This window comes from Nocardiopsis halophila DSM 44494 (genome assembly GCF_000341245.1).
In the GTDB taxonomy this organism is placed as follows: Bacteria; Actinomycetota; Actinomycetes; order Streptosporangiales; family Streptosporangiaceae; genus Nocardiopsis_A; species Nocardiopsis_A halophila.
The window spans coordinates 1-26,884 of the sequence record NZ_ANAD01000010.1 but is presented as its reverse complement, the minus strand read 5'-3'; the positions used below and the strand labels follow the sequence as shown (position 1 = coordinate 26,884).

24 protein-coding genes and 1 pseudogene are annotated in these 26,884 nt (G+C 75.0%); 16 read left to right on the top strand and 9 right to left on the bottom strand.

What is annotated here, in order from left to right:
- Nucleotides 1-24: 24 nt before the first annotated feature.
- Together D450_RS0101020 and D450_RS0101015 are read right to left on the bottom strand one after the other, a co-directional pair.
- Nucleotides 25-222: a ferredoxin gene (locus D450_RS0101020; RefSeq protein ID WP_017536827.1), complete on the bottom strand. Its 198-nt coding sequence runs from the start codon at nt 220-222 to the stop codon at nt 25-27.
- On the bottom strand, nt 219-1,433 hold the full coding sequence (locus D450_RS0101015; protein ID WP_017536826.1) for a cytochrome P450: 1,215 nt from the start codon (nt 1,431-1,433) through the stop codon (nt 219-221). Before D450_RS0101015 ends, D450_RS0101020 begins: the two co-directional genes overlap by 4 nt.
- 246 nt (nt 1,434-1,679) lie before the next feature.
- On the opposite strand from D450_RS0101015, the gene D450_RS0101010 reads away from it, so the two are divergent.
- Nucleotides 1,680-2,519 carry a GbsR/MarR family transcriptional regulator gene (locus D450_RS0101010; RefSeq protein ID WP_017536825.1) on the top strand — a complete coding sequence of 280 codons (840 nt, stop codon included), beginning with the start codon at nt 1,680-1,682 and terminating at the stop codon, nt 2,517-2,519.
- 59 nt (nt 2,520-2,578) lie between these two features.
- Nucleotides 2,579-3,232: a hypothetical protein gene (locus tag D450_RS0101005; RefSeq protein ID WP_017536824.1), complete on the top strand. Its 654-nt coding sequence runs from the start codon at nt 2,579-2,581 to the stop codon at nt 3,230-3,232.
- A gap of 23 nt (nt 3,233-3,255) precedes the next feature.
- Here the strand turns inward: D450_RS0101005 and D450_RS34365 are convergent, their stop codons facing one another.
- On the bottom strand, nt 3,256-3,615 hold the full coding sequence (locus D450_RS34365) for a hypothetical protein (RefSeq protein ID WP_017536823.1): 360 nt from the start codon (nt 3,613-3,615) through the stop codon (nt 3,256-3,258).
- Entirely contained in the window at nt 3,540-3,944 is a 405-nt protein-coding gene (locus D450_RS34360; protein ID WP_449289448.1) for a TetR/AcrR family transcriptional regulator, read from the bottom strand. Before D450_RS34360 ends, D450_RS34365 begins: the two co-directional genes overlap by 76 nt.
- 295 nt (nt 3,945-4,239) lie before the next feature.
- Here D450_RS34360 and D450_RS0100995 point away from each other — a divergent pair, with 295 nt between their 5' ends.
- A complete protein-coding gene (locus tag D450_RS0100995; protein WP_017536822.1) occupies nt 4,240-5,850 on the top strand; it encodes an MFS transporter in 1,611 nt (536 codons plus the stop codon).
- A 58-nt stretch (nt 5,851-5,908) separates the two neighbouring features.
- Here D450_RS0100995 and D450_RS29120 read toward each other — a convergent pair.
- From D450_RS29120 to D450_RS0100975, 4 genes and pseudogenes are all read right to left on the bottom strand, one after another.
- Nucleotides 5,909-7,335: pseudogene (locus D450_RS29120) on the bottom strand (PTS ascorbate transporter subunit IIC).
- 357 nt (nt 7,336-7,692) lie between these two features.
- Nucleotides 7,693-7,965, bottom strand: a complete 273-nt coding sequence (locus tag D450_RS0100985; RefSeq protein ID WP_017536817.1) for a PTS sugar transporter subunit IIB — start codon at nt 7,963-7,965, stop codon at nt 7,693-7,695.
- 338 nt (nt 7,966-8,303) lie between these two features.
- On the bottom strand, nt 8,304-8,771 hold the full coding sequence (locus D450_RS0100980) for a PTS sugar transporter subunit IIA (RefSeq protein ID WP_017536816.1): 468 nt from the start codon (nt 8,769-8,771) through the stop codon (nt 8,304-8,306).
- A gap of 119 nt (nt 8,772-8,890) precedes the next feature.
- Nucleotides 8,891-9,592: a hypothetical protein gene (locus D450_RS0100975; RefSeq protein ID WP_017536815.1), complete on the bottom strand. Its 702-nt coding sequence runs from the start codon at nt 9,590-9,592 to the stop codon at nt 8,891-8,893.
- 172 nt (nt 9,593-9,764) lie between these two features.
- Here D450_RS0100975 and deoC point away from each other — a divergent pair, with 172 nt between their 5' ends.
- From deoC to D450_RS0100945, 6 genes are all read left to right on the top strand, one after another.
- Nucleotides 9,765-10,709, top strand: coding sequence for a deoxyribose-phosphate aldolase (gene deoC / locus D450_RS0100970; RefSeq protein ID WP_017536814.1), 945 nt, complete (start codon nt 9,765-9,767; stop codon nt 10,707-10,709).
- A gap of 118 nt (nt 10,710-10,827) precedes the next feature.
- Entirely contained in the window at nt 10,828-12,267 is a 1,440-nt protein-coding gene (locus D450_RS0100965; RefSeq protein ID WP_017536813.1) for an aldehyde dehydrogenase family protein, read from the top strand.
- Complete coding sequence (locus tag D450_RS0100960; protein ID WP_017536812.1) at nt 12,260-13,144, top strand: aldehyde dehydrogenase family protein; 885 nt, start codon at nt 12,260-12,262, stop codon at nt 13,142-13,144. The genes D450_RS0100965 and D450_RS0100960 overlap by 8 nt, the downstream gene beginning before the upstream one ends.
- A gap of 91 nt (nt 13,145-13,235) precedes the next feature.
- Entirely contained in the window at nt 13,236-13,835 is a 600-nt protein-coding gene (locus tag D450_RS0100955) for a GNAT family N-acetyltransferase (protein ID WP_017536811.1), read from the top strand.
- Nucleotides 13,836-14,282: 447 nt separating this feature from the next.
- The gene (locus tag D450_RS0100950) at nt 14,283-15,080 is read left to right on the top strand and encodes a purine-nucleoside phosphorylase (protein WP_017536810.1); all 798 of its coding nucleotides are present in this window, start codon (nt 14,283-14,285) and stop codon (nt 15,078-15,080) included.
- A gap of 1,845 nt (nt 15,081-16,925) precedes the next feature.
- Nucleotides 16,926-18,554 (top strand): phospho-sugar mutase, encoded by a 1,629-nt coding sequence (locus tag D450_RS0100945; protein ID WP_026128309.1) that lies wholly within the window; start codon nt 16,926-16,928, stop codon nt 18,552-18,554.
- Nucleotides 18,555-18,648: 94 nt separating this feature from the next.
- Here D450_RS0100945 and D450_RS0100940 read toward each other — a convergent pair whose 3' ends face one another.
- A complete protein-coding gene (locus D450_RS0100940; RefSeq protein WP_017536808.1) occupies nt 18,649-19,242 on the bottom strand; it encodes an Lrp/AsnC family transcriptional regulator in 594 nt (197 codons plus the stop codon).
- Between the two features lie 178 nt (nt 19,243-19,420).
- Here D450_RS0100940 and D450_RS0100935 point away from each other — a divergent pair, with 178 nt between their 5' ends.
- The 7 genes from D450_RS0100935 (at nt 19,421) to D450_RS0100905 (ending at nt 26,804) form a co-directional block, all read left to right on the top strand.
- Nucleotides 19,421-19,777, top strand: a complete 357-nt coding sequence (locus tag D450_RS0100935) for a hypothetical protein (protein ID WP_017536807.1) — start codon at nt 19,421-19,423, stop codon at nt 19,775-19,777.
- 282 nt (nt 19,778-20,059) lie between these two features.
- Nucleotides 20,060-21,097, top strand: a complete 1,038-nt coding sequence (locus D450_RS0100930) for a thiamine pyrophosphate-dependent dehydrogenase E1 component subunit alpha (RefSeq protein WP_017536806.1) — start codon at nt 20,060-20,062, stop codon at nt 21,095-21,097.
- Between the two features lie 59 nt (nt 21,098-21,156).
- On the top strand, nt 21,157-22,137 hold the full coding sequence (locus tag D450_RS0100925; protein ID WP_051063536.1) for an alpha-ketoacid dehydrogenase subunit beta: 981 nt from the start codon (nt 21,157-21,159) through the stop codon (nt 22,135-22,137).
- The gene (locus D450_RS0100920; protein WP_017536804.1) at nt 22,134-22,499 is read left to right on the top strand and encodes a biotin/lipoyl-containing protein; all 366 of its coding nucleotides are present in this window, start codon (nt 22,134-22,136) and stop codon (nt 22,497-22,499) included. The genes D450_RS0100925 and D450_RS0100920 overlap by 4 nt, the downstream gene beginning before the upstream one ends.
- 135 nt (nt 22,500-22,634) lie before the next feature.
- The gene (locus D450_RS0100915; RefSeq protein ID WP_017536803.1) at nt 22,635-23,384 is read left to right on the top strand and encodes an alpha/beta fold hydrolase; all 750 of its coding nucleotides are present in this window, start codon (nt 22,635-22,637) and stop codon (nt 23,382-23,384) included.
- A gap of 463 nt (nt 23,385-23,847) precedes the next feature.
- Nucleotides 23,848-24,924, top strand: a complete 1,077-nt coding sequence (locus D450_RS0100910) for a BMP family lipoprotein (protein ID WP_026128308.1) — start codon at nt 23,848-23,850, stop codon at nt 24,922-24,924.
- An 89-nt stretch (nt 24,925-25,013) separates the two neighbouring features.
- Nucleotides 25,014-26,804: an ABC transporter ATP-binding protein gene (locus D450_RS0100905; protein ID WP_017536801.1), complete on the top strand. Its 1,791-nt coding sequence runs from the start codon at nt 25,014-25,016 to the stop codon at nt 26,802-26,804.
- Nucleotides 26,805-26,884: the final 80 nt, after the last annotated feature.

The following is a 26,884-nucleotide window of genomic DNA, read 5'->3' as shown; positions in this document are numbered from 1 at the left end:
CCCGGGTCCCGGCGGGCCGTCGCCTCACTCCTCGGACACGGCCAGGGCCGAGGAGGGGCACAGGCGGGCGGCCTCGCGGGCCCGCGCCCGCAGGTCAGGGGAGGGGTCGGGACCGAGCACCCGCACCAGCCCCTCCTCCTCGTCCTGGTCGAACACCTCGGGCGCGGTCAGCGCGCACATCCCCGCTCCGATGCAGCGGTCGCGGTCGGCGCTGATCCTCATCGGCCGGCCTCCTGGGGCCCCCAGGCGACCGGCAGCCGCTCGACGCCGTAGATGTCGGACCGGTCGCGCATGGGCACCTCCTCCGGCGGCACCGCCAGACGCAGGTCGGGGAAGCGCTGGAGCAGGGCCGGCAGGGCGGTCCGCATCTCGACGCGGGCGAGCTGCTGCCCCAGGCACTGGTGCACGCCGTGGCCGAAGGACAGGTGCCCGCCCGCCCTGCGCCTCAGATCCAGGCGGTCGGGGTCGTCGAAGCGCTCGGGGTCGCGGTTGGCGGCGGCGACCGACAGGGCGACCGTGGCGCCCTTCTCGATGACGTGCCCTTCCAGCTCGACGTCCTCGAGGGCGGCGCGCTGGCCGGTGTGGGCGATGCTCAGATAGCGCATCAGCTCCTCGACGCCGCCGTCCACGGCCTCGGGGTCGTCGCGCATGACGGCGAGCTGGTCGGGGTGGCTCAGCAGGGCGAAGGTGCCCAGGCCGATCATGTTGGCGGTGGTGTCCAGTCCGGCGCCGAGCAGGAGCATCGCGACGTTGACGAGTTCGCCGTCGGTGAGGTCGGAGGCGGTCAGGTCGCTCAGCACGTCGTCGGTGGGCGCGGAGCGCTTGGCCTTCACCAGCTCGGCGAGGTAGCCGTGGAACTCCCTGCCCGCCGCCTCCAGCTCCTCCGCGCTCGCGGCGGTGTCGTTGAAGGCCTCGGAGTGGCGCTGGAAGAGCGCGCGGTCCGTGGCGGGCACGCCGAGCAGTTCGCAGATCACCAGGGCCGGGATCGGCTGTGCGTAGGAGGCGACCAGGTCGGTGGGGCCGCCGGCGTGCTCCATGGCGCCCACGTGCTCGTCGACGATCTCCTCCACCCGCTCGGTGAGCAGGCGCATGCGCCGGACGGTGAACCTGCCGGTGAGCAGCCGCCGGTACCGGGTGTGCTCGGGCGGGTCGCTGTTGATGAACAGCCCCGGTGGGGCGGCCGGGAGCGGGGAGGGCATGCCGGCCCTCGGCATCGCCGGGCGCTGCAGCTCGGTCCGGGAGCTGAAACGGGGGTCCGAGGCCACGGCGCGCGCGGCCCGGTGGCCGGTGACCAGCCACCCGCGGTGCCCGTCGGGGAGGGTGAGCCGGGCCAGCGGGCGTGTCGCCGCCAGCTCCTCGGGCGGGTCGAAGGGGCGGCCCGCGGGGCGCGCCAGCGGGAGCTCGGACAGTTCCGGAACCGGGGCTGCGGTCATGGCGACTCCTCCGTCAGTTGTTCACTCTGCTTGAAACGCTATGTTGCATTTAAAGTCGAATCAATGAATAGCGAAGCCATGAACCCCGTAATTACTGGTAATGCGCACGAATCATTGCAACGGATCTGTGGTTGAAGACAACGGCGGCCGCGGCGTTGTTGCAATGGGGTGCAGGTGAACGCACAATGGGGGGCGCGGAGCGGCGGACCGCGTCGGCGCGGCCCGCCCGGAACGGGAGGAGGGGCCATGCCCGGAGGGCGGCTCACGCTCCACGAGCGCCGTCAGATCGCCCGAGGGGTGGCCGGCGGGCTGTCCTACGCCGAGGTCGCGCGCGGGCTGGACCGGCCGACCTCGACCGTGACCCGCGAGGTGATGCGCAACGGCGGGCCGAACGGCTACCGTCCCGAGCGCGCCCAGCGGGAGACCGACCGACGCGCCCGCCGCGGACCCTCCGCGCAGGCCCGGGCGGAGGCCGACGGCGGGGGCCCAGCCGCCGCACCCGGTGACGAGGCGCTGGAGCGGGCCCAGGCCCTGATCGTCAAGGCGCTCCTGGCCAGCGGTCTGGCGAAGACCCCCGCACGCGTGCTGACCCTGCTGTTCCTGTCCGACGAGGGGGCCACGGCGGCCGAGCTGGCCGGCGGCCTCGGGGTCAGCCCCGCCTCGGTGTCCAAAGCGGTGGCCTACCTGGAGGAGCAGGAGCTGCTGCGGCGGGTGCGCGCCCCCGGTGAGCGGCGCGAGCGCTACGTCATCGACCGGCTGGCCTGGTACCGGTCGTGGGTCGCCGGCATCCGGGCGAACCTGGGGCTGGCCGAGGCGACCCGGGAGGGAGGCAGGGTCCTGGGCCCCGCGAGCCCCGCCGGCGCCCGGCTGGAGGACATCGCCTCGTTCCTCGAAGCGATCTCCGGGGACATGGTCCGTACGGCCGAGCTGTGGAAGTGGAGGCTCGTCGGGGAAGAGGGGACGGGCGACGGCGGCGAGGGGGCCGGCGCGGCCNGCCCTCCCGCCGGCGCCGGCCGTCCCGGCGGCCGACGGCGCGGAACGCGCGTGCAGGTTCTGCGGATGCACCGCCCCCTCCGCCTCGCATGATGGCCGGACGCGGACACCGTCCGAGGAGGGCGCGGGGGCGGAGGGGTAATCTCGCGCGCATGGGCGGCCGGGACGGGCAGGGGGAGGAGAACCTCCGGGCCCGCCGGATCGAGGAGCGCATGGCGCCCGTGGTGGTGGCCGCCGCCCTGGCCTCGGTGCCCGCCGTCTTCTGCGAGGTGTGGGGCGCCGGCGCGGTCGCCGCTGCGGGCCGGTGGGCCAACACCGCGGCCGGAGCGGTGCTGTGGGCCGAGTGGGCGCTGCTGCTGCTCATGGCCGACGGCAAGCGGGCGTGGCTGCGCGAGCACCGCTGGGCTACCGCGGTGGCGGCGGTCGCGGTGCCCGCGGTGGTGCTGGCGGTCGGCCCCCTCCAGCTGCTGCGGCTGGTGCGCGTGGCGGTGTCCCTGCAGGTGCTGCGGGCCTCCCGGATCCTGAAGGCGGGGCGGGTGCTGCGGCGCCGGACCGAGCCGGGGCGGCGGCGCGGATCCCTGCTGACCGGGGTGGTGGTGCTGGTCGCGGGGGCGTTCACCGCGGTGGTGCTGGCCGATCCGCAGGCGCGGAGCCGCAGGCTGGCGGAGGAGGCGGTGGAGCGGTGGGGGACGGTGCCGGTCGGAGCCGCCGCGGCCGCGGTGCTGCTGGTCGCGGCCCTCGCCGTGGCGGTGTGGGCCCGCACCCGGTCCCGTTCGGCGGAGCGCCCGGCCGGTTCCGGCCGGTGAGCGACCACCGGGCGGCCGGATGGTCACCTTCCCGTCTCCGCAGGTCGAAAACCTTTGGCGCCCGGTTGGGGCGGGGTGGCAGCATGGTCCGCCGTGTCCGAGGAAGACGAATCCGCCCCCGCCGTGCCGCCCTTGCCGCCGGCGCCGTGCGCCTCCTCCCCGCACGGGAGGTGCCACGGTTCGGTGAGCGTGGGGACCAACGCCGTCAGGGCCCGGTCGAACATGGCGTAGAACTCGTCGGCGTCGGGGCCGCACGCCGTGGAGACCTGGGTGACCGCCGTCTTCATCACGCACCCGAAGACCGACGTCAGCAGCCGCGGGCGCAGGTCGGTGGCCGGGTCGGTGCCGCAGCGCTCGGCGACGACGGCCTCCAGGTGCGCCATGTGCCGGTTCCCGGAGTCGAACCGGGCCGCCAGCAGCCGGGGNGCGCCGCCAGCCGCAGGTGCCCGGTCATCATGGCCGGGCCCAGTTCGGTGCGGGTGTCCTCGACCGCCCTCGCCATGGCGGTCAGCGGGTGCTCGTTCAGCGGGCGTTCGCCCACCTTGCGGAGGAAGACCTCTTCGATGTCCTCATAGACCGATAGGACGATGTCGTACTTCGACGGGAAGTAGCGGAACAGCGTCCGCTGGGAGACGTCGGCCCCGGCGGCGATCTCCTCGGTGGTCGTCGCCTCGAACCCGCGCTCGGCGAACAGGTCGAGCGCGGCCGCCACCAGGGCCTCGCGGGTCCGGGCCTTCTTGCGCTCGCGCAGGCCGGCCGGGCGGCCCGGCGCGCCAGCTCCGGCGGTGATTCCCGTCACGTACTCCTCCGGTCCGGAGGCCGCCCTGCCCGGGGTCGGGCGCGGGGGCGGTCTCTCACCTCCGCTTTCGCGGCTCGGTCGGACCGAGGATACCGCCGGACGCAAAATTCGTCAGTGATTGTCATCTGTCAGCGACTGCCAATAGTGTTGCCGGGTCGCGACGGATGCGAGTGAGCCGCGGGAGGGCCCGCGGAGGAACGGGGGACCCATGACGGGGACGGCACCGCCGGAGGCGCCGCCGGAATCGCCGCCGGAGCAGCGGCGCGGCCTGCGCGGCAGCCCATGGGGCGTGCTGGTGGCCATCGCCTTCGGCGTGATGATGGTGGCCCTGGACGGCACCATCGTGGCCGTGGCCAACCCGGCGATCGGCGCCGACCTGGGCGCCTCGCTCGCCGAACTGCAGTGGGTCACCCACGGCTACCTGCTCGGGCTGGCGGTCTTCCTGATCACCGCGGGCAAGCTCGGCGACCGCTACGGCCACCGCCGCGTCTTCCTCATCGGGGTGGTGGGCTTCACGCTGACCTCGGTGGCGATCGCGCTGTCCTCGGCGGTGGTCCCGCTGGTGGCCTTCCGCATCCTGCAGGGGGTGTTCGGCGCGACCATCGCCCCTGCCGCGATGGGGCTGCTGCGCTCCAGCTTCCCGCCGGAGAAGCTGGGAAGGGCCTTCGGGGTGTTCGGCAGCCTCCTGGGCGGCGCGACCGCCGCCGGCCCCATCGTCGGCGGCATCCTGGTCTCGGCGTTCAGCTGGCACGCCGCCTTCCTCATCAACATCCCGGTGGGACTGGCCGCCCTGGGCCTGGGCCTGTGGCTGCTGGGGCCCAACCGGCCCACCGACACCTCCTCGCGCATGGACCTGGCCGGCATCGCCCTGCTGAGCGTGTCCATCTTCGCCCTGGTCTGGGCATTGGTGGAGGCCCCCGTCAAGGGGTGGGCCCACACCGAGACACTGGTCGTGCTCGGGGTCTCCCTGGTCTTCGGCGCGGCCTTCGTGCTGTGGGAGGGCCGCACCGAGGCGCCGCTGCTGCCCCTGAGCATCTTCCGCTCCGCGCCCATCTCCATCGGCGTGGTGCTGATGGTGCTCATGGCCCTGGGGCTGATGGGGTCGCTGTTCTTCATCACCTTCTACCTGCAGGGCGTCCTCGGGCTCTCGCCGCTGCAGGCGGGGCTGCAGCTGCTGCCGCTGACCGCGATGATGGCGGTCTGCGCCACCCCGGCCGGGCGCCTCATCGACACCGTCGGCACCCGCATCCCCACCGTCGGCGGGCTGGTCAGCGCCTCCGTCGCGCTGTTCATGCTCTCCCGGCTCACCCCCGACAGCGGCGTGGTCTACACCTCGGTGGGCTTCGTGCTGCTGGGTGTGGGGCTGAGCCTGGTGATGACCGGCGCCACCGCCGCGATCCTCACCAGCGCGCCGGTCTCCCTGGCGGGGGTGGCCTCGGGTATGCAGCAGGCCGCCATGCAGCTCGGCGGATCGCTGGGCACGGCGGTTCTCGGCGCGCTGCTGTCGGTGCGCGTGGCCGCCACCCTGCCCCGGCACTTCGCCGACGCAGGCCAGGAGCTGCCGGGCGGTTCCGCGCTCGTCGAACTGCAGAGCGCGGTCGCCCAGGGAAGCGCGGTGGTACCGGAGGGGGCCACCGAGGCGGCGGCCGAGGCCGTCACCCGCGCGAGCCACCTGGCGTTCATGGACGGCATGTTCCTCGCGTTCAGTGTCGCGGCGGCGGTCATGGCCGGGGCGGCTGTGCTGTCGCTGTTCATGAAGCCCGCCGCGAAGGAGGAGGGCGCGGAGCCTGGCTCGGCCGAGCCCGCCGTCCACCTGTGAGGAGCGCCGGTCCTGCCGGTCCTGCCGGGCCGGCCGGCGGATGGGGACGGGGGCGGCCCTACGTGCCGCCCCCGGCGCCGCCGCTCTTCCCGCGGCCCTTTCCGTCCTCCCGGCCGCGGCGCTCCAGCTCCGCCTTGTGCCGGGCGGCCGGGTCCCAGCCGCCGAGCACCGCCTTGCGCTGCACCAGTACCGCCGCGCCGAACAGCACCGCGGCCACCAGCAGCGCCAGGACGACCCCGGCGGCGTCGCCGGCGCGGAAGCCGTACCCGACCGCGATGCCGAACCAGCCGAAGTCGGCGTCCCCGAAGGTCGTGTTGGCCTCCCCGAACGCGCCCAGCACCCCCAGCAGCAGCGCCGGGAGCACGGTGATGACCACCCCGTTGGCGAAGGCCCCGCACACCGCGCCCCGCCGNCCCCGGCGGCGCCGCCGGTGAAGAAGTGCGGCACCAGGCCGGGCAGGATCAGCGCCAGGCCGAACGCCGGGGCGACGGCCCAGGCCATCACGGCCAGTGTGGCCAGCCCTCCCGCGAAGCTGGACAGGAACCCCACCAGGACCGCGTTCTGGGCGAAGGGGAACACGATCGGGGCGTCCAGGGCCGGCACCGCGCCGGGCACGATGCGCTCGGCGATCCCCTGGAAGGCCGGGACCAGCTCGCCCAGGATGGTGCGCACGCCGTAGAGGATCACCGCCACGCCGATGCCGAACTGCAGGCCCTGCATCACCGCCGCCATCACGAAGTGCCCGACGGTGGGCTCCACGCCCTCGGCCGGCGGGAACATCTCCAGCGCCGCGGCGGTGCCCTGCCGGGCCCAGTACAGCAGGGCCACCGCCACGTAGACGAGGACCATGGACAGCGCGGTGGCCACCATCGAGTCGCGCAGGAAGCGCAGCCCCTCGGGCAGCTTCATGTCCTCGGTGCTGCGGCTGCCGCGGCCCACCAGCTGGCCGGTGGCGCCCGCGGCGACATAGCCCAGGGTGCCGAAGTGGCCGATGGCGATCCTGCCGTCGCCGCCCACCGCGCGCGTCCACGGCTGGGCCAGCGCGGGCAGCGCCACCATCACCACCGCCAGCAGCACCGAGCCCAGCAGCACCGAGCCCGCCGAGGGGAGGCCGGTGGCGGCCAGCACCATGGTCAGCAGCGTGGCCATGAACAGGGTGTGGTGGCCGGTCAGGAAGACGTACCGCAGCGGGGTGAAGCGGGCCAGGACCAGGCTCAGCGCGAACCCGGCGATCATGGTCCAGGCCACCTGGGCGCCGAACTCCTCCTGGGCGATGGCCACGATCGCCTCGTTGGTCGGCACCACGCCCTGGGCGCCGGTGGCACCCTGGATCATCGTGCCCAAGGGGTCCAGGGCGGCGGTGACCAGGCCCGCCCCGGCGCCGATGAGCAGGAAGCCCAGCACGGCCTTGAGGCCGCCGCCGACCACCTGCCCGGTCGACCGGCGCAGCGCGATCAGCCCGACCGCGGTGATCAGGCCGACCATGTAGGCCGGAACGCTGAGGATCTCGTTGACGACGAACCGGGCGATCGCGAGGATCGCGTCCATGGGGGGGCTCCCGCCTGTCCGTTCGGGTGCTCGGTCGGTCTCCTGCATGCCGGTGGCGGCCTTACGGTGCCGGTCTCCGGGGCCGGTGCCCCGGAGCACCGGGCGCGCCATCGGGTTCTTCGCCTGCTCCGCGGGGCGCCCCTGTGCCCTGCCGCCGCCGCAGGGGAGCGGGCGGACGGGGGTGAGGGCTTCACCGCGCCGGGCCGCTCGACGGGGCGGCCGCGCGGCTCCCGTTGCGCGACAGAGGAGGGACAGGGGCGGTGCGCCGCCGCGGCGGGGGCTCCGCCCCGGCGCTCAGCCGACGGCCTCGGCGATGGCGCGGCGGATCTCCTCGGCGTCCACGAAGTTGGTGATCACCGTGACCGGGACGCCCACATCGCCGAGCTCGTCGGCGAGCTCGCCGGAGGTGAGCACCAGGTCGGCGGTGGCGGCCGCGCCCCGGGCGGTGCCGATGTCGGCGACCTCCACCTCGGCGTCCAGCCCCAGGTCCTGAGCGGCCTTCTCTGCATTGGCCTTGAGCAGCACACTGGTGCCGATGCCCATGCCGCACACGGCGAGGATCTTCACGTGCGTCCTTTCGACGAGGCCCCGGCCGTCGTGCCGGGGAAGGAGGGGAGGGGGCGGAGCCCTGCGGAGCAGGAGCGGGTACGGGGAGCCGGCGGCGGCCGTTCCGGATCCGCGCACCCGAGCCCGGATCGCCGTCGGGGCGCGTTCCGCTCCGGGGAGGAGGCAGGGTGGGGCCCAGCCACCGCCGGGCCTGCGGGATGCGGTGCCCGTGGGGCCGGTCCGGGTCCGGCGGGCGTTCCCCGTTCCCCGCCGACGACGCGGGCCGGCGACCGGCGGCGGGGCGGAGGACCCGGCCCGCGGGGGAGGCGTCCGCCTGCTCCTGGCGGGGGAGCGGCCACCTATTCGCCCCCCTCGTACTCGGTGATCGCCTCGTGGACGGCGCTCGGCTCGCGGATCCTCATCAGCGCGCGCAGCCGCTCGGTGTCGCCCAGCATCCGCGCGAGGCGGGAGAGCGCGCCCGAGTGGCCGTCGTGGTCGACCGCGGCCAGCCCGATGACCAGCTCCACGGGGTCGTTCTGCGGGTGGCCGAAGGGCACCGGGCGGGCGAGGTGGGCCCAGGACATGCCGGTGCGCAGCACCGCCTCGCCGGGACGGGCGTGCGCCAGGGCCAGGCCCGGAGCGATGACGATGTAGGGGCCGTACTCCTCGACCGCCGCCTGCATCTGCTCGGTGTAGTCCGCGGTCACCGCGCCTCCGGCCACGAGGAGCTCGCCGGCGGCCCGGATCGCCGCGCGCCAGTCCTCGGCCGCGATCCCGGTCACGATCGCCTCGACGGGCAGCAGGGTGGACAGGGACGTGTCGGCCATGGGCCCTCCCGGCGGCGGGACGCGAGAGCGGATCGGGTCCGCGGTGCGGACCGTGTCCTACGTTACGGCGCTACCGGAGGAATGTAACGCATCACCCGGTGGGGTGTCCTGTCCCGAAGCTAGTCTTCTGCGTCGTGTGACCGGTTGATCCGGGACGCGGTGCGGTCCCGGTGGGACAGGCCGTCGCTGGTGGTCCGGGTCGCGGCGCGGAGCAGGCGGCGGGCGTCGTCGGCGGCGGCGCGCACCCGGTCGGGCGCGGCGCGGCCGGTGCGTGCCTCCTCCTCGCCGCCCTCGGGCGGCATCCCGATGTCGTCGGGCAGCCCGGCCCGGCCCACGATGCGCATCTGCACCGTCTCCTGGGAGACCGAGGGCCGGATGTCGCCGCTGGGCGTGGTCCAGTGCTTGAGCCGGTGGTGCAGCCACTCCGGGCCCTGGTAGCCCTCGCCGCGCGGCCAGGGGGCGCCGTCGGGGCGGTGGCTGAGCGCGTGCAGCAGGTCGGCCACCGACCAGCCGGCGGAGAAGAAGCGCGCCGCCTGGCGGCGCAGGTCGGCGAAGTCCACCCCGCGCAGCGAGCCGTCGCGGCGGCGGATCAGCTCGCAGGCCCGGTGCACGTCCCGCGGGGTGTGCATGGGCAGGGTGAGCGGGTCGGGGCCGGTGGAGGGGGCCAGCAGATCGTCGTCGACGGTGACGACCACCTCGCCCTCGCGCCGGTTCTCCCAGATGCCGATGCGCTCGCGCGGCCAGCCCTGGGACTCGGCGAGCGCCGCCGCGAGCCGCTTCAGGTCGAAGCCGTCCTGCGAGACGATCCGGAACTCGGCCATGTCCCCCTCCGGGTGCGGGTGCCGGCCCGGTGCCGGCGTCCGTGCCGCCCGTCCAGGGTACGGGGCGCCGGGCCGGGCGCGAGCGGGGCCGCCGCGCCCGCGCGTTAGGGTGGCCCCAGGCGAGGGCCGGGCGACGTCCGGCCGACCACGACGACCGCTCACGAGGTGGACCGTGCCCCAGACCGCCAGTGCCGCCGAGCAGGCCCCGACCAACCGGGCCCTGCGCGAGTTCCTGCACGGGCTGCCCGGCGTGGACGAGGTCGGCGCCCGCGAGCGGGCCGCCGGCCTGGCCACCCGCTCCGTCAAGACCACCGCCAAGGCCGCCGCCCTCGACCTGGCCGTGCGCATGGTCGACCTGACCACCCTGGAGGGCGCCGACACCCCCGGCAAGGTGCGCGCGCTGGCCGCCAAGGCGCGCCGCCCCGACCCCGACGACCCCTCCGCCCCGTCGGCGGCCGCCGTGTGCGTCTACTCCGACCTGGTGGGCGTCGCCGTCGAGGCGCTGCGCGGCAGCGGGGTGGGGGTGGCCTCGGTCGCCACCGCCTTCCCCTCCGGCCGCGCCCCGCTGGAGGCCAAGCTGGCCGACACCCGGCGGGCGGTGGCCGACGGCGCCACCGAGATCGACATGGTCATCGACCGCGGCGCCTTCCTCTCCGGCGACTACCGCAAGGTCCACGAGGAGATCACCGCGGTCAAGCAGGCCTGCGGCGGCGCCCACCTCAAGGTGATCCTGGAGACGGGCGAACTCGCCACCCTGGACAACGTGCGGCGCGCCTCCTGGCTGGCGATGGGGGCCGGCGCCGACTTCATCAAGACCTCCACCGGCAAGGTGGCCCCCGCCGCCACGCCCCCGGTGGTGCTGGTGATGCTGGAGGCGGTGCGCGGCCACCGGGCGGCCACCGGCAGGACGGTGGGCGTCAAACCGGCCGGCGGCATCCGCACCGCCAAGGACGCGGTGCGCAACCTGGTGATGGTGCAGGAGGTGGCCGGGCCGCGCTGGCTCGACCCGGCTCTGTTCCGGATCGGCGCCTCCAGCCTCCTCAACGACCTGCTGATGCAGCGCTCCAAGCTGCGCACCGGCGCCTACGCCGGGCCCGACTACTTCACCATCGACTGACGGGGCACCGATGAGCGGGACGAGCGGTACGGACACGGACGGCGGCCGCGCCGGGGACGGCGCGGCGGAGCCGGCCCAGGACCAGAACAGGGCCAGGGCCGAGAGGAAGGGTTCGCGGTTGGACGGACAGCCCCTGGAGTACGCGCCCGCCCCCGAGTCGCGCTCGGTGGTGCGGCTGCGCGAGGCCTACGACCCGTTCATCGACGGGGAGTTCGTGCCGGCCGAGACCGGTGAGCACCTCACCACCGCCAACCCCGCCGACGAGGAGCCGCTGGCGCAGGTGGCCCTGTGCGGGGAGGCCGACGTGGACCGGGCGGTGGCGGCCGCCCGCCGCGCCTTCGACGCCGTGTGGCGGGAGCTGCCCGGGGCCGAGCGCGGCAAGTACCTCTTCCGCATCGCCCGCATCCTCCAGGAGCGCTCCCGCGAGATCGCGGTGCTGGAGACCCTGGACAACGGCAAGCCGATCAAGGAGACGCGCGACTTCGACGTGCCCACGGCCGCCGCGCACTTCTTCTACCACGCCGGGTGGGCCGACAAGCTCGCCTTCGCCGGCATGGGCCCCGACCCGCGGCCGGTGGGCGTGTGCGCCCAGGTGGTGCCGTGGAACTTCCCGCTGCTCATGCTCGCCTGGAAGATCGCCCCCGCGCTCGCGGCCGGCAACACCGTCGTGCTCAAGCCGGCCGAGACCACCCCGCTGAGCGCGCTGCTGTTCGCCGAGGTCTGCCAGGAGGCCGGCCTGCCGCCCGGGGTGGTCAACATCGTCACCGGCGACGGCGGGACCGGTCGGACGCTGGTGGAGCACCCCGGGGCCGACAAGGTCGCCTTCACCGGCTCCACCGAGGTGGGCCGGGGCATCGCCCGGGCGCTGGCCGGGAGCGGCAAGCGGCTCACCCTGGAGCTGGGCGGCAAGGGCGCCAACATCGTCTACGACGACGCCGCCCTGGACCAGGCCGTGGAGGGCGTGGTCAACGGGGTCTTCTTCAACCAGGGCCACGTGTGCTGCGCCGGGTCGCGGCTGCTGGTGCAGGAGTCGGTCGCCGAGGAGTTCCTGGAGCGGCTGCGGGCCCGCATGGCGCTGCTGCGCCTGGGCGACCCGCTGGACAAGAACACCGACATCGGCGCGGTCAACTCCGCGGCGCAGCTGGAGCGGATCCGGGACCTGGCCGAGACCGGCCGGGCCGAGGGCGCCCACGCCTGGTCGCCGCCGTGCCCGCTGCCCGAGCGCGGCCACTGGTTCCCGCCCACGGTCTTCACCGGCGTCACCCAGGCCCACCGGGTCGCCCGCGAGGAGGTCTTCGGGCCGGTGCTGAGCGTGCTGACCTTCCGCACGCCGGAGGAGGCGGTGGCCAAGGCCAACAACACCCCCTACGGGCTCTCCGCCGGGGTGTGGACCGAGAAGGGGTCGCGGATGCTGTGGACCGCCGAGCGGCTGCGCGCCGGGGTGGTCTGGTCCAACACCTTCAACAAGTTCGACCCGGCCAGCCCGTTCGGCGGGTACAAGGAGTCCGGCTACGGCCGGGAGGGCGGGCGCCACGGACTGGAGGCCTACCTTGCCTGAGGAGCGGTACGACGGGGCGTGGCCGCGCGTCGCCGTGCGCAAGACCCACAAGCTGTACATCGGCGGGGCGTTCCCGCGATCGGAGTCGGGGAGGTCCTACCCCGTGGCGTCGGCGGACGGAGAGCACCTGGCCAACGCGGGCATGGCCTCGCGCAAGGACGCCCGGGACGCGGTGGCCGCGGCCCGCAAGGCCTTCCCGGGGTGGGCGGGGCGCACCGCCTACAACCGGGGGCAGGTCCTCTACCGGGTCGCGGAGATGATGGAGGGCCGCCGGGCCCAGTTCGCCGCCGAACTGGCGGCGGCCACCGGGGCGGAGCGCGCCGAGGCCGAGCAGGAGGTGTCGGCCGCGATCGACCGGTGGGTCTACTACGCCGGGTGGACCGACAAGGCCGCCCAGGTGCTCGGCGGGACCAACCCGGTGTCGGGGCCGTTCGACAACCGTTCGGCGCCCGAGCCGACCGGGGTGGTGGCGGTGCTCGCCCCGCAGGACGCGCCGCTGCTGGGGCTGGTGTCGGTGCTGGCGCCGGTGGTCGCCATGGGGAACACGGCGGTGCTGGCGGCATCGGAGAGCGCTCCGCTGCCGGCGGTGGCGCTGGCCGAGGTGCTCGCCACCTCGGACCTGCCCGGCGGGGTGGCCAACGTGCTCACCGGCCGCACCGCCGAGCTCGCCCCGCCGCTGGCCGCGCACGCCGACGTCAACGCCCTCGACCTGGCCGGGGCGGGGGAGCTCGCCGCCGACCTGGAGGAGGCCGCGGCGCAGACCCTCAAGCGGGTGCTGCGGCCGGACCCGGCCGTCGTGTGGTCGGCCGACCCGGGTCTGAGCCGGATCCGGCCGTTCCTGGAGACCAAGACCGTGTGGCACCCGGTCGGCATCTGAGCCGACTGGGCCATCCGAGTCATCCGAGCCCGCCGCGGGCGGCCCCGCGCGTGCAGGGCCGCCGACGTCGAGCAGACCGGGAGGGGACGCGATGGACGGCGTTCCGGCCGGGCCGCCGGTGTCCGTGGAGCTGCTGCGGCTCGACGGGCCGGGGCCCGGGGAGGGCGAGGGCGCGCACGGAGCGCGGGAGCCGCAGGACGCGCGTGCCGCCCGGGCCCGCGCCGACGCCCTGGGGCTGCGCCTGGCCCCGGGCCAGGGCAGGTTCGTCGACCCGCCGGTGGCCACCCTGCCCAAGGCCGACGCCGACCCCGGACAGGTGCCGTTCGCGGTGCTGGTCGACGGGGAGACGGCGGGGTTCGGCATCCTCGACCGGTCGGTGCCCGCGGGGACGGGCATCGTCCCCGGCGACGGGGCGAGCATCACCTCTGCGCCGGAGCGGGCGCTGATGCTGCGCTCGTTCCTCATCGCGGTCCGGTGGCAGGGCGAGGGCGTGGGGCGCCGGTCCTGCCGACTGCTGCCCCGGGCGGCCCGCGAGGTCGCCCCGGAGGCCGATGAGCTGCTGCTGACGGTGAACACGGCCAACCCCGCGGCCTACAGGGCGTACACGGCGGGCGGCTTCACCGACACGGGCCGCGTCTACCTGGGCGGAGACGCGGGACCGCAGCACGTGCTGTCGATGCCGCTGGCCTGAGGGAGCCACCGCACTGAGTCGCACAGCGCCGCACAGCGCCGCACAATGCGGCACAGCGCCGCGGAGCGGTCGCACCCCGCCGAGCGGCGCCGACGGTTCTCTCCGGCCCACTGCGCGGGGGCGCGAGGGTCCGCCGCAAGGAGGGGCGCTCGTCGCCGCGTCAAGGGAGGAACGGCCGCACCGCTCGCATGATCGGCGTCCGTTCCAGGGCGGATGTCAGAGCGGTCCCTCCCGGCCGGCAGGCGCCATGCGGACGCGAGGACCCGGGGCGCGCTCCTCCGGCGCCCCCGCCCGGGAACGGGCGCCGCGACACACGGTGGCGCCATGCGCGGGCACCGTTGCCAACGGAGGCCGTGGGGGGAAGGATGCTGCAAGCGGCACCCGCGTGCCCGCCCGTCCGCCCGGACGGCCGCCAGGACCCGGACCACCGTGAGGAGTACGCGACCCGTGAGCACCGATCCGATCGCCAGAGCACGTGAGGCCGCGGACGACCTGCGCGAGCGCACCGGCACCGATTCCTTCCGTGCCGCCGTCGTGCTGGGCTCGGGCTGGGGGGAGGCCGTCGACGCGCTGGGGGAGACCGCGGCCGAGCTTCCCGTCACCAAGCTGCCGGGCTTCCCGCCGCCCGCGGTGACCGGGCACGCGGGCACGGTGCGCTCGGTGCGGTGCGGAGGAGGCGAGGTGCTCGCCTTCCTGGGGCGCACCCACCTGTACGAGGGGCACGGCACCGACGCGGTCGCGCACGCGGTGCGCACGGCGGTACAGGCGGGGGCGCGGACGGTGGTGCTCACCAACGCGGCCGGGGGGCTGCGCTCCGACGTGGCGGTGGGCAGTCCGGTGCTGATCTCCGACCACATCAACCTCACGGCCCGCTCGCCCCTGTCCGGCGCGGAGTTCGTCGACCTGACCACCCTGTACGACCCGCGCCTGCGCGCGCTGGCCCATGAGGTCGAGCCGTCGCTGCCGGAGGGGGTCTACGCGGCCATGCCCGGGCCGCACTTCGAGACCCCGGCCGAGATCCGCATGCTGCGCGCACTCGGGGCGGACCTGGTGGGCATGTCCACCGCCCTGGAGGCGATCGCCGCCCGCGCGCTGGGGGCGTCGGTGCTCGGGATCTCGCTGGTCACGAACATCGCCGCGGGCCTGTCGGACCAGCCGTTGGACCACAAGGAGGTCCTGGACACCGGCCGAGAGGCCGCGGCGGGCCTCGGCGACCTGCTGGCCGGGGTCCTGGCCAAGCTGTAGCCTCCCAAGCTGTAGCCGGACGGGCTCGGGCCGGAGGTACTCGGGCCGGAGGTACTCGGGCCGGACGGAGGGACGGCGCGGCGAGGCCATGCCGCCTTCGGCGCCTGTCGGCGCGCTTTCCCGGAGCCTGAGTGCCGGGCGCGGGGCCTTCGTGCTCCGAGAAGCTTGGGCGGCGGCGAGGAAGGTCGTCGGTCCGCGCGGTAGCGCTGCCGGGAACCAGGCGCGGGGACGGTTCAGGCGATTCGGCGGTGACGGAAGAGCGAGTGCCCCGCTCCGGGCCTCTCGCCGGGCGACGGGCCACCGGAGTGCCAGGCGGAGAGCGGCGACGAGAAGGCAGGCCGGTTTCCCGGTGTTGCCGGTCGGCCGCCGGGTGTCGATGGTCCGGGGCGATGGCGGCGACGGCGCAGCAGGTACCCCGCTCACGCATACCGGCCGGGCGGCGGGCCGTCAGGGTGCCAGGGGAAGACCGGCGACGANGTCCGGGAGAGATGGCAACGACGGCACGGCTGGTACCCTGCTCCGGCCTGCTCGCCGGGCGGCGGCGCTCTTCGGTGTCAGGGGGAGAGCGGCGACGGCGCAGCAGGTACCCCGCTCACGCATACCGGCCGGGCGGTAGGTCGTCGGAATGCCAGGGGAAGAGCGGCGACGACGAAGCGTGGCGGTTCCCCGGTGTTGCCGGTCGGCCGCCGAGCCTCCCGCGGCCCGGGCAGGTGCGCGGTGGAGCCCGGTCGCCGCCCGGGCGCGCCCGCGGCGCACCCGCCCGGCCGCGCCGGGCACCCCTCGATCACGGACACCCTTCTGAACTGGGGGAATACGCATCGTCACAGGGGCGGGGAGGGTGGGAGCGCGCTGATCGACGCCCCGAGGCGGCTTCCGGGTGCGATGTCGGCAAGACCAGAACGGGGTTCGGTGCCACGGTGCCCGTTATGTCCCTGTTCGTTCGCGGGTTGGGGGGCGGGGTGGCGGAGGAGGGGTGGTGCGCCCGCCCGTGCCGGGCCTGGTGCCGGTGTCGCCCCCTTTCTGACTACGCGGAGTGACGAAGGGTGTCGCAATCGGGTCCGGTGTGTCGGTAGAGGGGGTGCCGGGTACCGAATCCGGTTCTGGTCTGGTCGCCGCCGCACGCCTGCCCGGCCCTCGGGGGCGCTTCGGGGGCGCGAGGCCCGCACCCTCCCCTGATCCGGACAAACGGGACGCCCGGCGGGCCGTGTCCGTTGGCTACCGGCCCCGGAAGGGTCCGTTCGCCATCGTGAGTGGTGATATCGCCACGCAATTGCACATTGCGTGGCGATATCACCACTCACGATGGCCGACTGCTGCCTGGTGTGCCCGGAACGCCCGGAATGCGAAGAGGAGGGAAGTCTTCAGCGTGGCAGGCCACCCGGCCAGCCCGGACACCGGACCCGCCGCCCGGCCGGGGCCCGGAGCGGGGCACCGGCCGTCCCGTCGTCGCCGCTGTTCCCGGACCGCGAGGGGCCCGGTGGCCGACAAGCAGCACCGGGGGAACCGCTCCTCCTCGCCGCCTTCCACCCTGCGCCCTGACGACCTGATACCCGGCCGCGAAGAGCGAGCGGGGCAACCGCCCCTCTTCGTTGCCGCTCTCCGCCTGGCACTCCGGTGGCCCGTCGCCCGGCGAACGGCCCGGAGCGGGGCACCCGCTGCACCCGCTGCACCCGCTGCACCCGCTCTTCCAGCGCGGACGTCTCATCAGACGGGAGAGGGGTCCTGTCCGTGGTTCCGGTCGGGCGTCGGGCGGGGGAGCGGAACCCGGGTCCCGTGAAGGGGTGCCGAGTAGGCTGTCGAACGCCCGGGCGACCGGGGCGCACCCCTCGCGAGGAAGGCTTTCGCATGGCGGAGACACTTGTTGACCTGCGCGAACGTGCCCGTGTGTGGCTGCGTCACGATCCGGACCCCGACACGCGCGCCGAGCTGGAGGCGCTGCTGGACTCCGGGGACGACGCCGCCCTCGCCGACCGGTTCGGGGCCCGGCTGGAGTTCGGGACCGCCGGGCTGCGCGGTGAGCTCGGGGCCGGACCCAACCGGATGAACACCGCGGTGGCCATGCGGGCGGCCGCCGGGGTGGCCGCGTGGGCCGGCCGGTCCGGACCCGGCGCCCTCGTCCCCGTCGGCTACGACGCCCGCCACCGCTCCGCCGACTTCGCCCGCGCCACCGCCGAGGTGCTCGCCGGGGCCGGGTGCCGCCCCGTCCTGCTGCCCGGCCCGCTGCCCNGGGCCCCCCCCAGCCACAACCCGGCCCGGGACAGCGGCTACAAGGTCTACCAGGGCACCGCCGGGGGCGCCGCCCCCGACGAGGCGGGGGCGCAGATCAACGCGCCGTCGGACGCCGAGATCTCCGACGCCATCGACCGGGCCCCTTACGCCGACGAGCTGCCCCGCGGGACCGGCATCGCCTCCGCCCCCGAGGGCCTCGTCTCCGACTATGCCGCGGCCCTGGCCGAGCTGCCCATCGGCGGCGCCCGCGACGTGCGCGTGTGCCACACGCCGCTGCACGGCGTCGGGGGAGCGGTGCTGCGCGCGGCCTTCGCCGAGGCCGGCTTCCCCGCCCCTTACCCCGTCGCCGAGCAGGACGAGCCCGACCCGGACTTCCCCACCGCGCCTTTCCCCAACCCCGAGGAACCGGGGGTGATGGACCCGGCCATGGCCGAGGGGGAGCGCGTCGGCGCCGACATCGTCATCGCCAACGATCCCGACGCCGACCGGCTGGCCGTGGGCGTGCCCGGGCCGGGCGGACGGGTCCTCACCGGTGACGAGGTCGGCGGCCTGCTCGCCGAGCACGTGCTCCGCCTGACCTCGGGCGCCGACCGGGTGGTGGCCACCACCGTCGTCTCGGCCGGCCTGCTGCCCAAGATCGCCGCCGCGCACGGCGTGCGCTGCGCCGAGACGCTCACCGGCTTCAAATGGCTGGTGCGGGCGGGCGGCCCCGGCGAGCGGAACGTGTTCAGCTACGAGGAGGCCCTGGGCTACTGCATCGGCGGCGACACCGGCCGCCCCGTCCTGGACAAGGACGGCATCGGCGCCGCGCTGGTCCTGGCCGGGGTGGCGGCCGAGGCCCGGCGCAACGGGCGGACGCTGCTGGAACTGCTGGACGACCAGGCGCGGGCCTACGGCCTGCACCGCACGGCCCAGGTGTCGCTGCGCACCGACGACGCCGACCGGATCGCCGGGGCCATGGCGCGGCTGCGCGCGCACACCCCGCGGGCATTCGGAACGCTGGAGGTCGAGGGGGCGGAGGACCTCTCCCTGGGGGAGGGAGGACTGCCGCCGACGGACGCCCTGCGCTTCCGTCTGGGCGGCGGCGCGCGCGGGCGGGTGACGCTGCGCCCCTCGGGGACCGAGCCCAAGCTCAAGGCCTACCTGGAGGTCGTGCTCCCGGTGGTGGGCGGCATCGCCGACGTCCGGCGGGAGGCCGATGGCCGCCTGGAGGAGCTGAAGGAGGCCGTCACCCGGGTGATGTGACGGCGGGCCTGCGGCGGAGGGCGCCGCGCGTCCCCCGGGAGCGGGCCGGAGGGGCGCGTGCGGCCCTCGGGGAGGGGAGGCGGTCCCGCCCCGGTCAGTCGAGCGGGTGCACGACGGGGCGGTGCACCACCTCGTCGATCACGGTGAGGGTCTGGGTGGCGGTCACCCCCGGCAGCGACTGCAGCCGGGTCAGGATCAGGTCCCGCAGCTGGTCGGTGTCGGCCACCCGTACCAGGAGCACGATGTCGGCCGAGCCCACCACGTACCAGCAGTACTCCACCTCGGGGTAGGAGGAGAGCACCTCCCGGTTGGCCCGCCAGTCCGGCTGGCTGCCGGAGATCAGGACCAGGGCGGTCACCCCCAGCCCCATCCGGGCGTGGTCGGCGATCACCGAGTAGCCGCGGATGACCCCGTCGTCGGTCAGGCGCTTGATGCGGTTGTAGGCGGTCGCGCGGGACACGTTGGCCAGCGCCGCGATCTCGGTGATGCCGGTGCGGGCGTCCTCGGCCAGGGCCGAGATGATCACCTCGTCGGTGGCGTCGGGCAGGCGCGCCGAGCGGCGCGGACGGGACCGCCCGCGCTCCTGGGCGCTGGGGTTTCGGGTGCGGTCGGAACCTCCGTCGGTGCTGGACGCGGGTGCGGCGTCGGCGGGGGCGTCTGGTCCGGGTCGGGTGTCCCCGTGGGCCATGCGGCGTCTCCATGGGTGCGGGTGCTCAGAAACGAAGTACCAGTTCTGAGACGGTTCAGTCCATTGTCGTCTTGCCCGCTGAGACGGCGCGGGGCGGGTCACGGCTCCCGTTTACGATGGGTCCGCGGCCGCCCCCGGAGCGTGTCCCCGCGCGCCCGGCCGCCAGAGAGGACGAAGCATGCCGGTCCCCGCCGAAGTGCGCCGACGCGTCCGCGGCTTCCTGCCCGCGGGCGAGGAGATCCGCTACATCTTCCCGGCCTCGTGGAACGAGACGGTCTTCTTCCTCTTCGTGGTCACCGATTCCGCGGTCACCGTGGTGTCCAACCGGTTCTGGAGCCGGACCCGGCCCAAGCGGATCTGGCACGTCTTCCCGCGCGGCGTGCGCATCGGCCCGGTGGAGACCAACCTGATCCCCGCCTTCGAGCTGGGCGGCCACACCTTCGAGGTGGAGGAGGAGTACGTCTCGGTGATCAACGCCTGCGACGCCGAGGCCGCCGAGGGCTCCCTGCCGGAGGACCCCTTCCCGGACCTGTGAGCGCCCCGCGGGCGGCGCGGTCCCGGCCGTCTCGCAGCGCCCCCGCCCCCGGACCCGTCACGCCGTCCGACATTAGACGATCACGGACATCAGTGCCGTATTTGTGCTCTGGTGTATCGACTTTGCGCCGATATCTAGCGCAACTGTCGATTCCCTGTCCAGAATCGTGGCGAGCGGCCCGATGTGTCACGGCCCGTCCCGGAACGACCCTCCCGGGGCGGCCGCGTCCGCGGCCGAGGAACGCCGAGACGGTGTCACGACGGTGACGAGGGAGCCGCCCCCATGACGATGCCGAGCCCCACGCCCGCACGGCCGGAGCCGCACCCGGACTTCGGCCCCGACTTCGCGCGGCGCTGCTACCTGCAGATGCTCACCGCGCGGCGCATCGACGAGGAGGCGATCGCCCTGCAGCGCCAGGGCGTCTTCCCCGCCTACGTCTCCCTGCGCGGCCAGGAGGCCGCCCAGGTCGCCGGGGCCGCGGCGCTCGACACCGAGCGCGACTTCGCCTTCCCCACCTACCGGGAGATGGGCGTGGCCCTGGCCATGGGCGTGGACATGGTCGGCTACATGGCCAGCCACCGGGCGCTGTGGCACGGCGGCCTGTACGACCCGGCGGCATCCCGCTTCGCCGCCCTCAACGCGGTCGTGGGCGGCCCGGTGCCGCACGCCGTGGGGTGGGCCGTCGGTGAGCGGCTGCGCGGCGGGTCCGGCTGCGCCGTGGCCTACTTCGGCGACGGCGCCAGCTCCGAGGGCGACGTGCACGAGGCGATGAACTTCGCCGCCGTCTACCGGGCCCCGGTGGTGTTCTTCTGCCAGAACAACCGCTGGGCGCTGTCGGTCCCCAACGAGCGCCAGGTGGCCGGGGGCTCGGTGGCCGCCCGCGGCCAGGGGTACGGGATGCCGGGCACCGCCGTCGACGGCAACGACGCGGCCGCCGTGCACCACGCCATGGCCCGGGCCCTGGAGCGCGCTCGCGCCGGGGAGGGGCCCAGCCTCATCGAGGCGCTCACCTACCGGGTCGAGCCGCATTCCACCTCCGACGACACCTCCCGCTACCGGGACGCCGAGGAGGAGCGCGCCTGGCGCGGCCGCGACCCGCTCACGCTGCTGCGCGCGCGCATGGAGGCCGACGGCAGCGGCGACGCCGCCTTCTTCGAGCGCGCCGAGCAGGAGGCCCGGGAGCGCGCCGAGGCGGTGCGCGACGGCGTGAGCACCGCCCCCGAACCCGACGGGGCCGACCTGTTCACCCACGTCTTCCGCGAGCCCACCGAGGAGCTCGCCCGGCAGCAGCGCGTCTGGCACGAGGAGGTCCGGCCGTGACCGGCACGATCACCGAGGCGGCCGGGGCGGCCGACGCGTCCGCCCCCCGGGTCCGCGAGATGTCGATGCAGCAGGCGGTCAACGCCGCGCTGCGCACCGTTCTGCGGGAGGACCCCCGCACCCTGGTCTTCGGCGAGGACGTCGGCGCCCTGGGCGGGGTCTTCCGGGTCACCGACGGGCTGCAGGAGGAGTTCGGCGCCGAGCGCGTCTTCGACACCCCGCTGGCCGAGTCGGCCATCATCGGCATGGCGGTCGGCCTGGCCATGAACGGGTGGCGCCCCATTCCCGAGCTGCAGTTCGACGGCTTCGCCTACCCGGCCGTGGACCAGATCGTCAACCAGCTGGCCCGGATGAACTACCGCAGCCGCGGCGCGGTCCCCATGCCGGTCACCCTGCGCCTGCCCAGCTTCGGCGGGATCCAGGCGCCCGAGCACCACGGGGAGAGCCTGGAGGCGCTCTTCGCGCACGTCCCCGGCCTGAAGGTGTGCGCCCCCTGTGACCCGCAGGACGCCTACCGGCTGCTGCTGCAGTCGGTGCGCTGCGACGACCCGGTCGTGTACATGGAGCCCAAGGCCCGCTACTGGGACCGGCGCCCGGTGGAGCTCGCGCACGACCCCGGCGACATGCCGGTGGGCCGCAGCCGCGTGCTCCGCCGCGGGCGGCACGCCACGCTGGTGGCGTGGGGGGCGATGGTGCACCGCTGCCTGCAGGCGGCCGAGTACGCCGCCGAGGACGGCGTGGAGCTGGAGGTGGTGGACCTGCGCTGGCTCAAGCCCATCGACGCCGAGGGCCTGGCCGCCTCGGCCGCGCGCACCCGCCGCGCGGTGGTGGTGCACGAGGCGCCGCTCACCGCGGGCCTGGGGGCGGAGGTCTCCGCGCTGGTCACCGAGCGCGCCTTCGGCGCGCTGGCCGCCCCGGTGGAGCGGGTCGCCGGGTTCGACGTGCCCTACCCCGCCGGGCCGCTGGAGCCGCAGTACCTGCCCACGATCGACCGCATCCTGTCCGCCGTGCAGAGGACCCTGGAGTACAAGCGCCCATGACCGACACCACCGAGCGCACCTTCGCCCTGCCCGACCTGGGCGAGGGCCTGGTCGAGGCCACCGTGCTGGAGTGGCTGGCCGCCCCCGGCGACCGGATCGGGCGCAACGCCCCCTTGGTGGAGCTGGAGACCACCAAGTCGGCGGTGGAGATCCCCTCCCCGTACGCCGGGACCGTCGTCCGGCTGCACGCCGAGGAGGGGGAGGTGGTGCAGGTCGGCTCCGCCCTGGTCACCTTCGCCGTGGAGGGGCCCGCCGGGGAGGCGGACGACGGCGCGGCCGGGCAGGCCGGCATCGTGGGCCGGGTCCCGCAGGACGGGGAGGCGCCGCGGCGGCGGGTGCGCCTGCGGCCGCCGGAGGAATGACCCGCCGGTCGTCCCGAAAAGGACGGAAAATACGTTCGGGGTCAATAATTCCCCGAAAACGGGCGGCCGTGCAGGGGCCGCGCAGTCGCGCACCGGGAGGAAACCGGTGCACCGCCGACGTGGGAACGGTGAGAAATGGACCAGGTCCTGTCCGGAGAGGTGCCCCTCCGGTACGCGGTCGAGGGGGACCCCGCCGCTCCGGGGGAGGCTCCCCCCGTCCTGCTGCTGCACGGGTACGGCTCGAACCACGAGCTGAACTGGCTGCGCACCGGCTGGCCCGCCGCCCTTGAAGGACGCGCCCTGATCGCCCCCGACCTGCGCGGCCACGGCGGCAGCGGCAAACCCGGCGACGACGGCGCCTACACGCCCGAGCGCATCGCCGGCGACATGGTGCGCCTGCTGGACGCGCTGGGCGCGGACCGGGTCGACGCCGTCGGGTACTCGATGGGCGCGCGCAACGCCTGGGAGCTGGCGCTGCGCCACCCCGGCCGGGTGCGCCGCCTGGTGCTGGCCGGGTTCGGCCCGCGCGACCCGTTCGCCGGAGCCGACCTGCACGCCCTTGACCGGGACTCCTCCCCCTTCGGGCGGATGCACCGCGTCGCGGGCACGGTGCCGGGCAACGACCTGGACGCGCTGGCGGCCTGCGCGCGCGGGCAGGCGTCGCGGCCGTTCACCCCCGAACCGGCGCCGGGCGTGCCGATGCTGTTCGCCGCGGGGGAGCGCGACGCGGTGGCCGCGGACGCCGAGGAGCTCGCGGCCAGCTGCGGCGCCGAGGTGGTGCGCGTCCCGGGGCGCGACCACGCCAACGCGGTGTCGGCGCGGGCGCTGAAGGAGGCGGTCCGCGGCTTCCTGGCGGTGGAGGCGCCCGCGGGCGGGCCGCGCTGAGTCCGTAGAGCTCTCCGCGGCGGCTCGCGAGCGGTCGCGGGGGGAGGGCGGGAGCCGGGGGCCGGTCGCAGGCCGGCTCCGCCCCGGCCCTCGTCGGTGCGTGCGGTGGTCTGACCGTCTCGGCCGGAGGCGGTGACCTCCGTGCAGGTCGGTTGGATGGCCCGCTGGCAGGGGCCCTACCGGAGAGCGATGTCCGTCGCGTGCCTTTCTTTCCTGTTTCGACCTGTTTCGGCGCATTATCGCCGGTGTTCGCGCCTTCCCTTTCTGTGACGGGAGGGTCATCGTCCGACGTTCTCCGCCGAATCCGACAACGCTCTCCTCTCGCCTTTGTAACAACCTTTCCGTGGCTAATGGTGGCAATTCCCCTAAACGGATATCGTCCGGCGGCATGACCCGGCCGTGCCGCGGCCCGGTGGCCGGCCCGTGAACCGGGCCGGCGCGGTGCTCGAAGGGGAGATGAACTGTGAGACGCACGATCGCTGCCAGGTGCGCCACCGCCGTGGCCGCCGGGGCCCTCGCGCTGGCCGTGACCGCCTGTGACGCCCCCGCCTCCCCCGGAGGCGAGGAAGACGGCGGGGACGGCGGCGGAGGCGGGACCCAGGCTTCGGACCTGCGGGTGGGCCTGGCCTACGACATCGGCGGCCGGGGCGACAAGTCCTTCAACGACTCCGCCTACCGCGGCCTGCAGCGCGTGGACGAGGAGTTGGGCGTCGCCGAGGTCAACGACCTGGAGCCGAGCCAGGACGAGCCGGACAGCGCCAAGGTCGACCGGCTGCGCCTGATGGCCGACCAGGACTTCGACGTCGTGATCGGGGTGGGCTTCGCCTACGCCGAGCCGATGCGCGAGGTCGCCCCGGACTACCCGGACGTGCACTTCGCCATCATCGACGAGGAGATCGACGACCTCGACAACGTCACCAGCCTCGTCTTCGCCGAGAACGAGGCCTCCTTCCTGGCCGGGGTGGCCGCCGCGCACACCACCGAGGAGGACCACGTCGGGTTCGTCGGCGGCGTGGAGACCCCGCTGATCCAGAAGTTCGAGGCCGGGTTCGCCGCCGGGGTCGAGCACGTCGACGACGGCATCGAAATCGAGCGCCAGTACCTGAGCCAGCCCCCGGACATGGGCGGCTTCCAGGACCCGGCGGCCGGCAAGTCGGCCGCCCGCAGCCAGTACGACGCCGGCGCCGACGTGATCTACCACGCCGCCGGAGCCTCGGGCAACGGCGTGCTGGAGGCCGCCACCGAGGAGGAGAAGTACTTCATCGGCGTCGACAGCGACCAGTACGAGAACGCCGGCGACGAGCAGAAGCCCTGGGTCGTGACCTCGGCGATGAAGAGCATCGACACCGCGGTCTTCGACTTCGTCTCCGCGGTCGCCGAGGGCGAGGTGGAGTCCGGGGTGCAGCGCTTCGACCTGTCCGACGGCGGTGTGGACTACTCCGACTCCAACGAGGAGCTGATCTCCCCCATCCGCGAGGAGATGGACGAGGCCAAGCAGCAGATCATCGACGGGGAGATCGAGGTGCCCACCTCCCCCTGACCCGACCCGCACGACCCGCGACCGGGCGGGGCGGGGGCCGTCCCCCGCGCCGCCCGCTCGACCCCACTGCGAGCACCGACGGGAGCGAGATGGGCAGGGCGCAGGCGGTCGGCGGGCAACCCCCGCCGGCGGTCGAGCTCCGGGGGATCACCAAGAGGTTCCCCGGGGTGGTGGCCAACCACGACATCGACATCACGGTGGCGGCCGGAACCGTGCACGCCATCGTGGGCGAGAACGGCGCCGGGAAGTCGACGCTGATGAAGACCCTCTACGGGCTGCACCGGCCCGACGAGGGGACCGTGCGGGTGCACGGCCGGCAGGTGGCACTGAACTCCCCGGCCGACGCCATCCGCAACGGCATCGGCATGGTGCACCAGCACTTCATGCTCGCCGACAACCTCACGGTGCTGGAGAACACCGTGCTGGGCGCCGAGTCCTCCCACGGCATCGGCGCGCGGGCGCGGCGGCGGGTGCGCGAGCTCTCCGGCCAGTACGGGCTGGGGGTGCGGCCCGACGCCCTCACCGAGGAGCTGGGGGTGGGCGACCGCCAGCGGCTGGAGATCCTCAAGGTGCTCTACCGCGGCGCGCGCATCGTCATCCTCGACGAGCCCACCGCGGTGCTGGTGCCCCAGGAGGTCGACGAGCTCTTCGAGAACCTGCGCGAGCTCAAGCGCGAGGGGCTCACCGTCATCTTCATCTCGCACAAGCTGGACGAGGTGCTGCGGGTGGCGGACACGGTCACCGTCATCCGCCGCGGCACCACCGTGGACACCGTGGACCCGGCGGCCACCACCGCGCGGGAGCTGGCGGCACTGATGGTCGGCGGGTCGCTGCCCGTGCCCGAGCTGCGCGCGACCGCCGCCGCCGAGGAGGCTGCGCTGTCGGTGGCGGGGCTGACCGTGCGCACCGCCGACGGGCGCGCCGCGCTGGACCGGGTCTCGCTGCGGGTGCGCCGCGGCGAGATCGTGGGCATCGCCGGCGTCGAGGGCAACGGCCAGTCGGAGCTGATCGAGGCGGTGATGGGGATCCGCCCCGCCGCCGCGGGCCGGGTGGAACTGATGGGCGCCGACATCACCGGCCGCTCCACGCGGCAGGTGCGCGAGGCCGGGGTGGGGTACGTGCCCGAGGACCGGCACCGCCAGGGCCTGCTGCTGGAGTCGCCCCTCTGGGAGAACCGGGTGCTGGGCCACCAGACGCGGCCGCCCAGCGCCAAAGGCCTCCTCATCGACGCCGAGGGCGCGCGCGAGGACACCCGGCGGATCGTGCGCGAGTACGACGTGCGCACCCCCGGTGTGGACACCGCGGCCGACGCGCTGAGCGGCGGCAACCAGCAGAAGCTCATCGTCGGTCGGGAGATGAGCGGCGGCCCGGTGCTGCTGCTGGCGGCCCACCCCACGCGCGGGGTCGACGTAGGGGCCCAGGCCGCGGTCTGGGAGCAGCTGCGCCGCGCCCGGGCCGAGGGGCTGGCGGTCCTGCTGGTCTCGGCCGACCTGGACGAGCTGATCGGCATGTCGGACCGGCTGCTGGTGATCCTGCGGGGACGGCTCGTCGCCGAGGCCGACCCGGCCCGGGTGACCCCGGAGCGCCTGGGGTCGGCCATGACCGGCGTGTCCCTGGGCGGGGGCGGCGACGAGGGCGGGGTGCACCCGATCGCCGACGAGGCACCGGAGGCGGACGCCGCGGGGCCGGGCCGGCGCGAGCGGCGCACCGGTGCCCGCCGGTCCCCGGTCAGGTTCTTCGGGACGCCGGCGGCCGAGGACGAGCGCCCCGACCGCGACCGCGGCTCGGACGGCGGCGCGGTCGGGGGAGGGGCCGGTGACGGCGGGTCCGGAGACGGCGGCGGAGCCGGAGACGGTGGCGGCGGAGGAGGCGGCGAATGACCGGCACCGGAACCGGAACCGAGGGCGGCCCGGTCGGAGCGCGGAGGGGCGCGGCCGCACGGGCCGCGCCTCCGATCGCG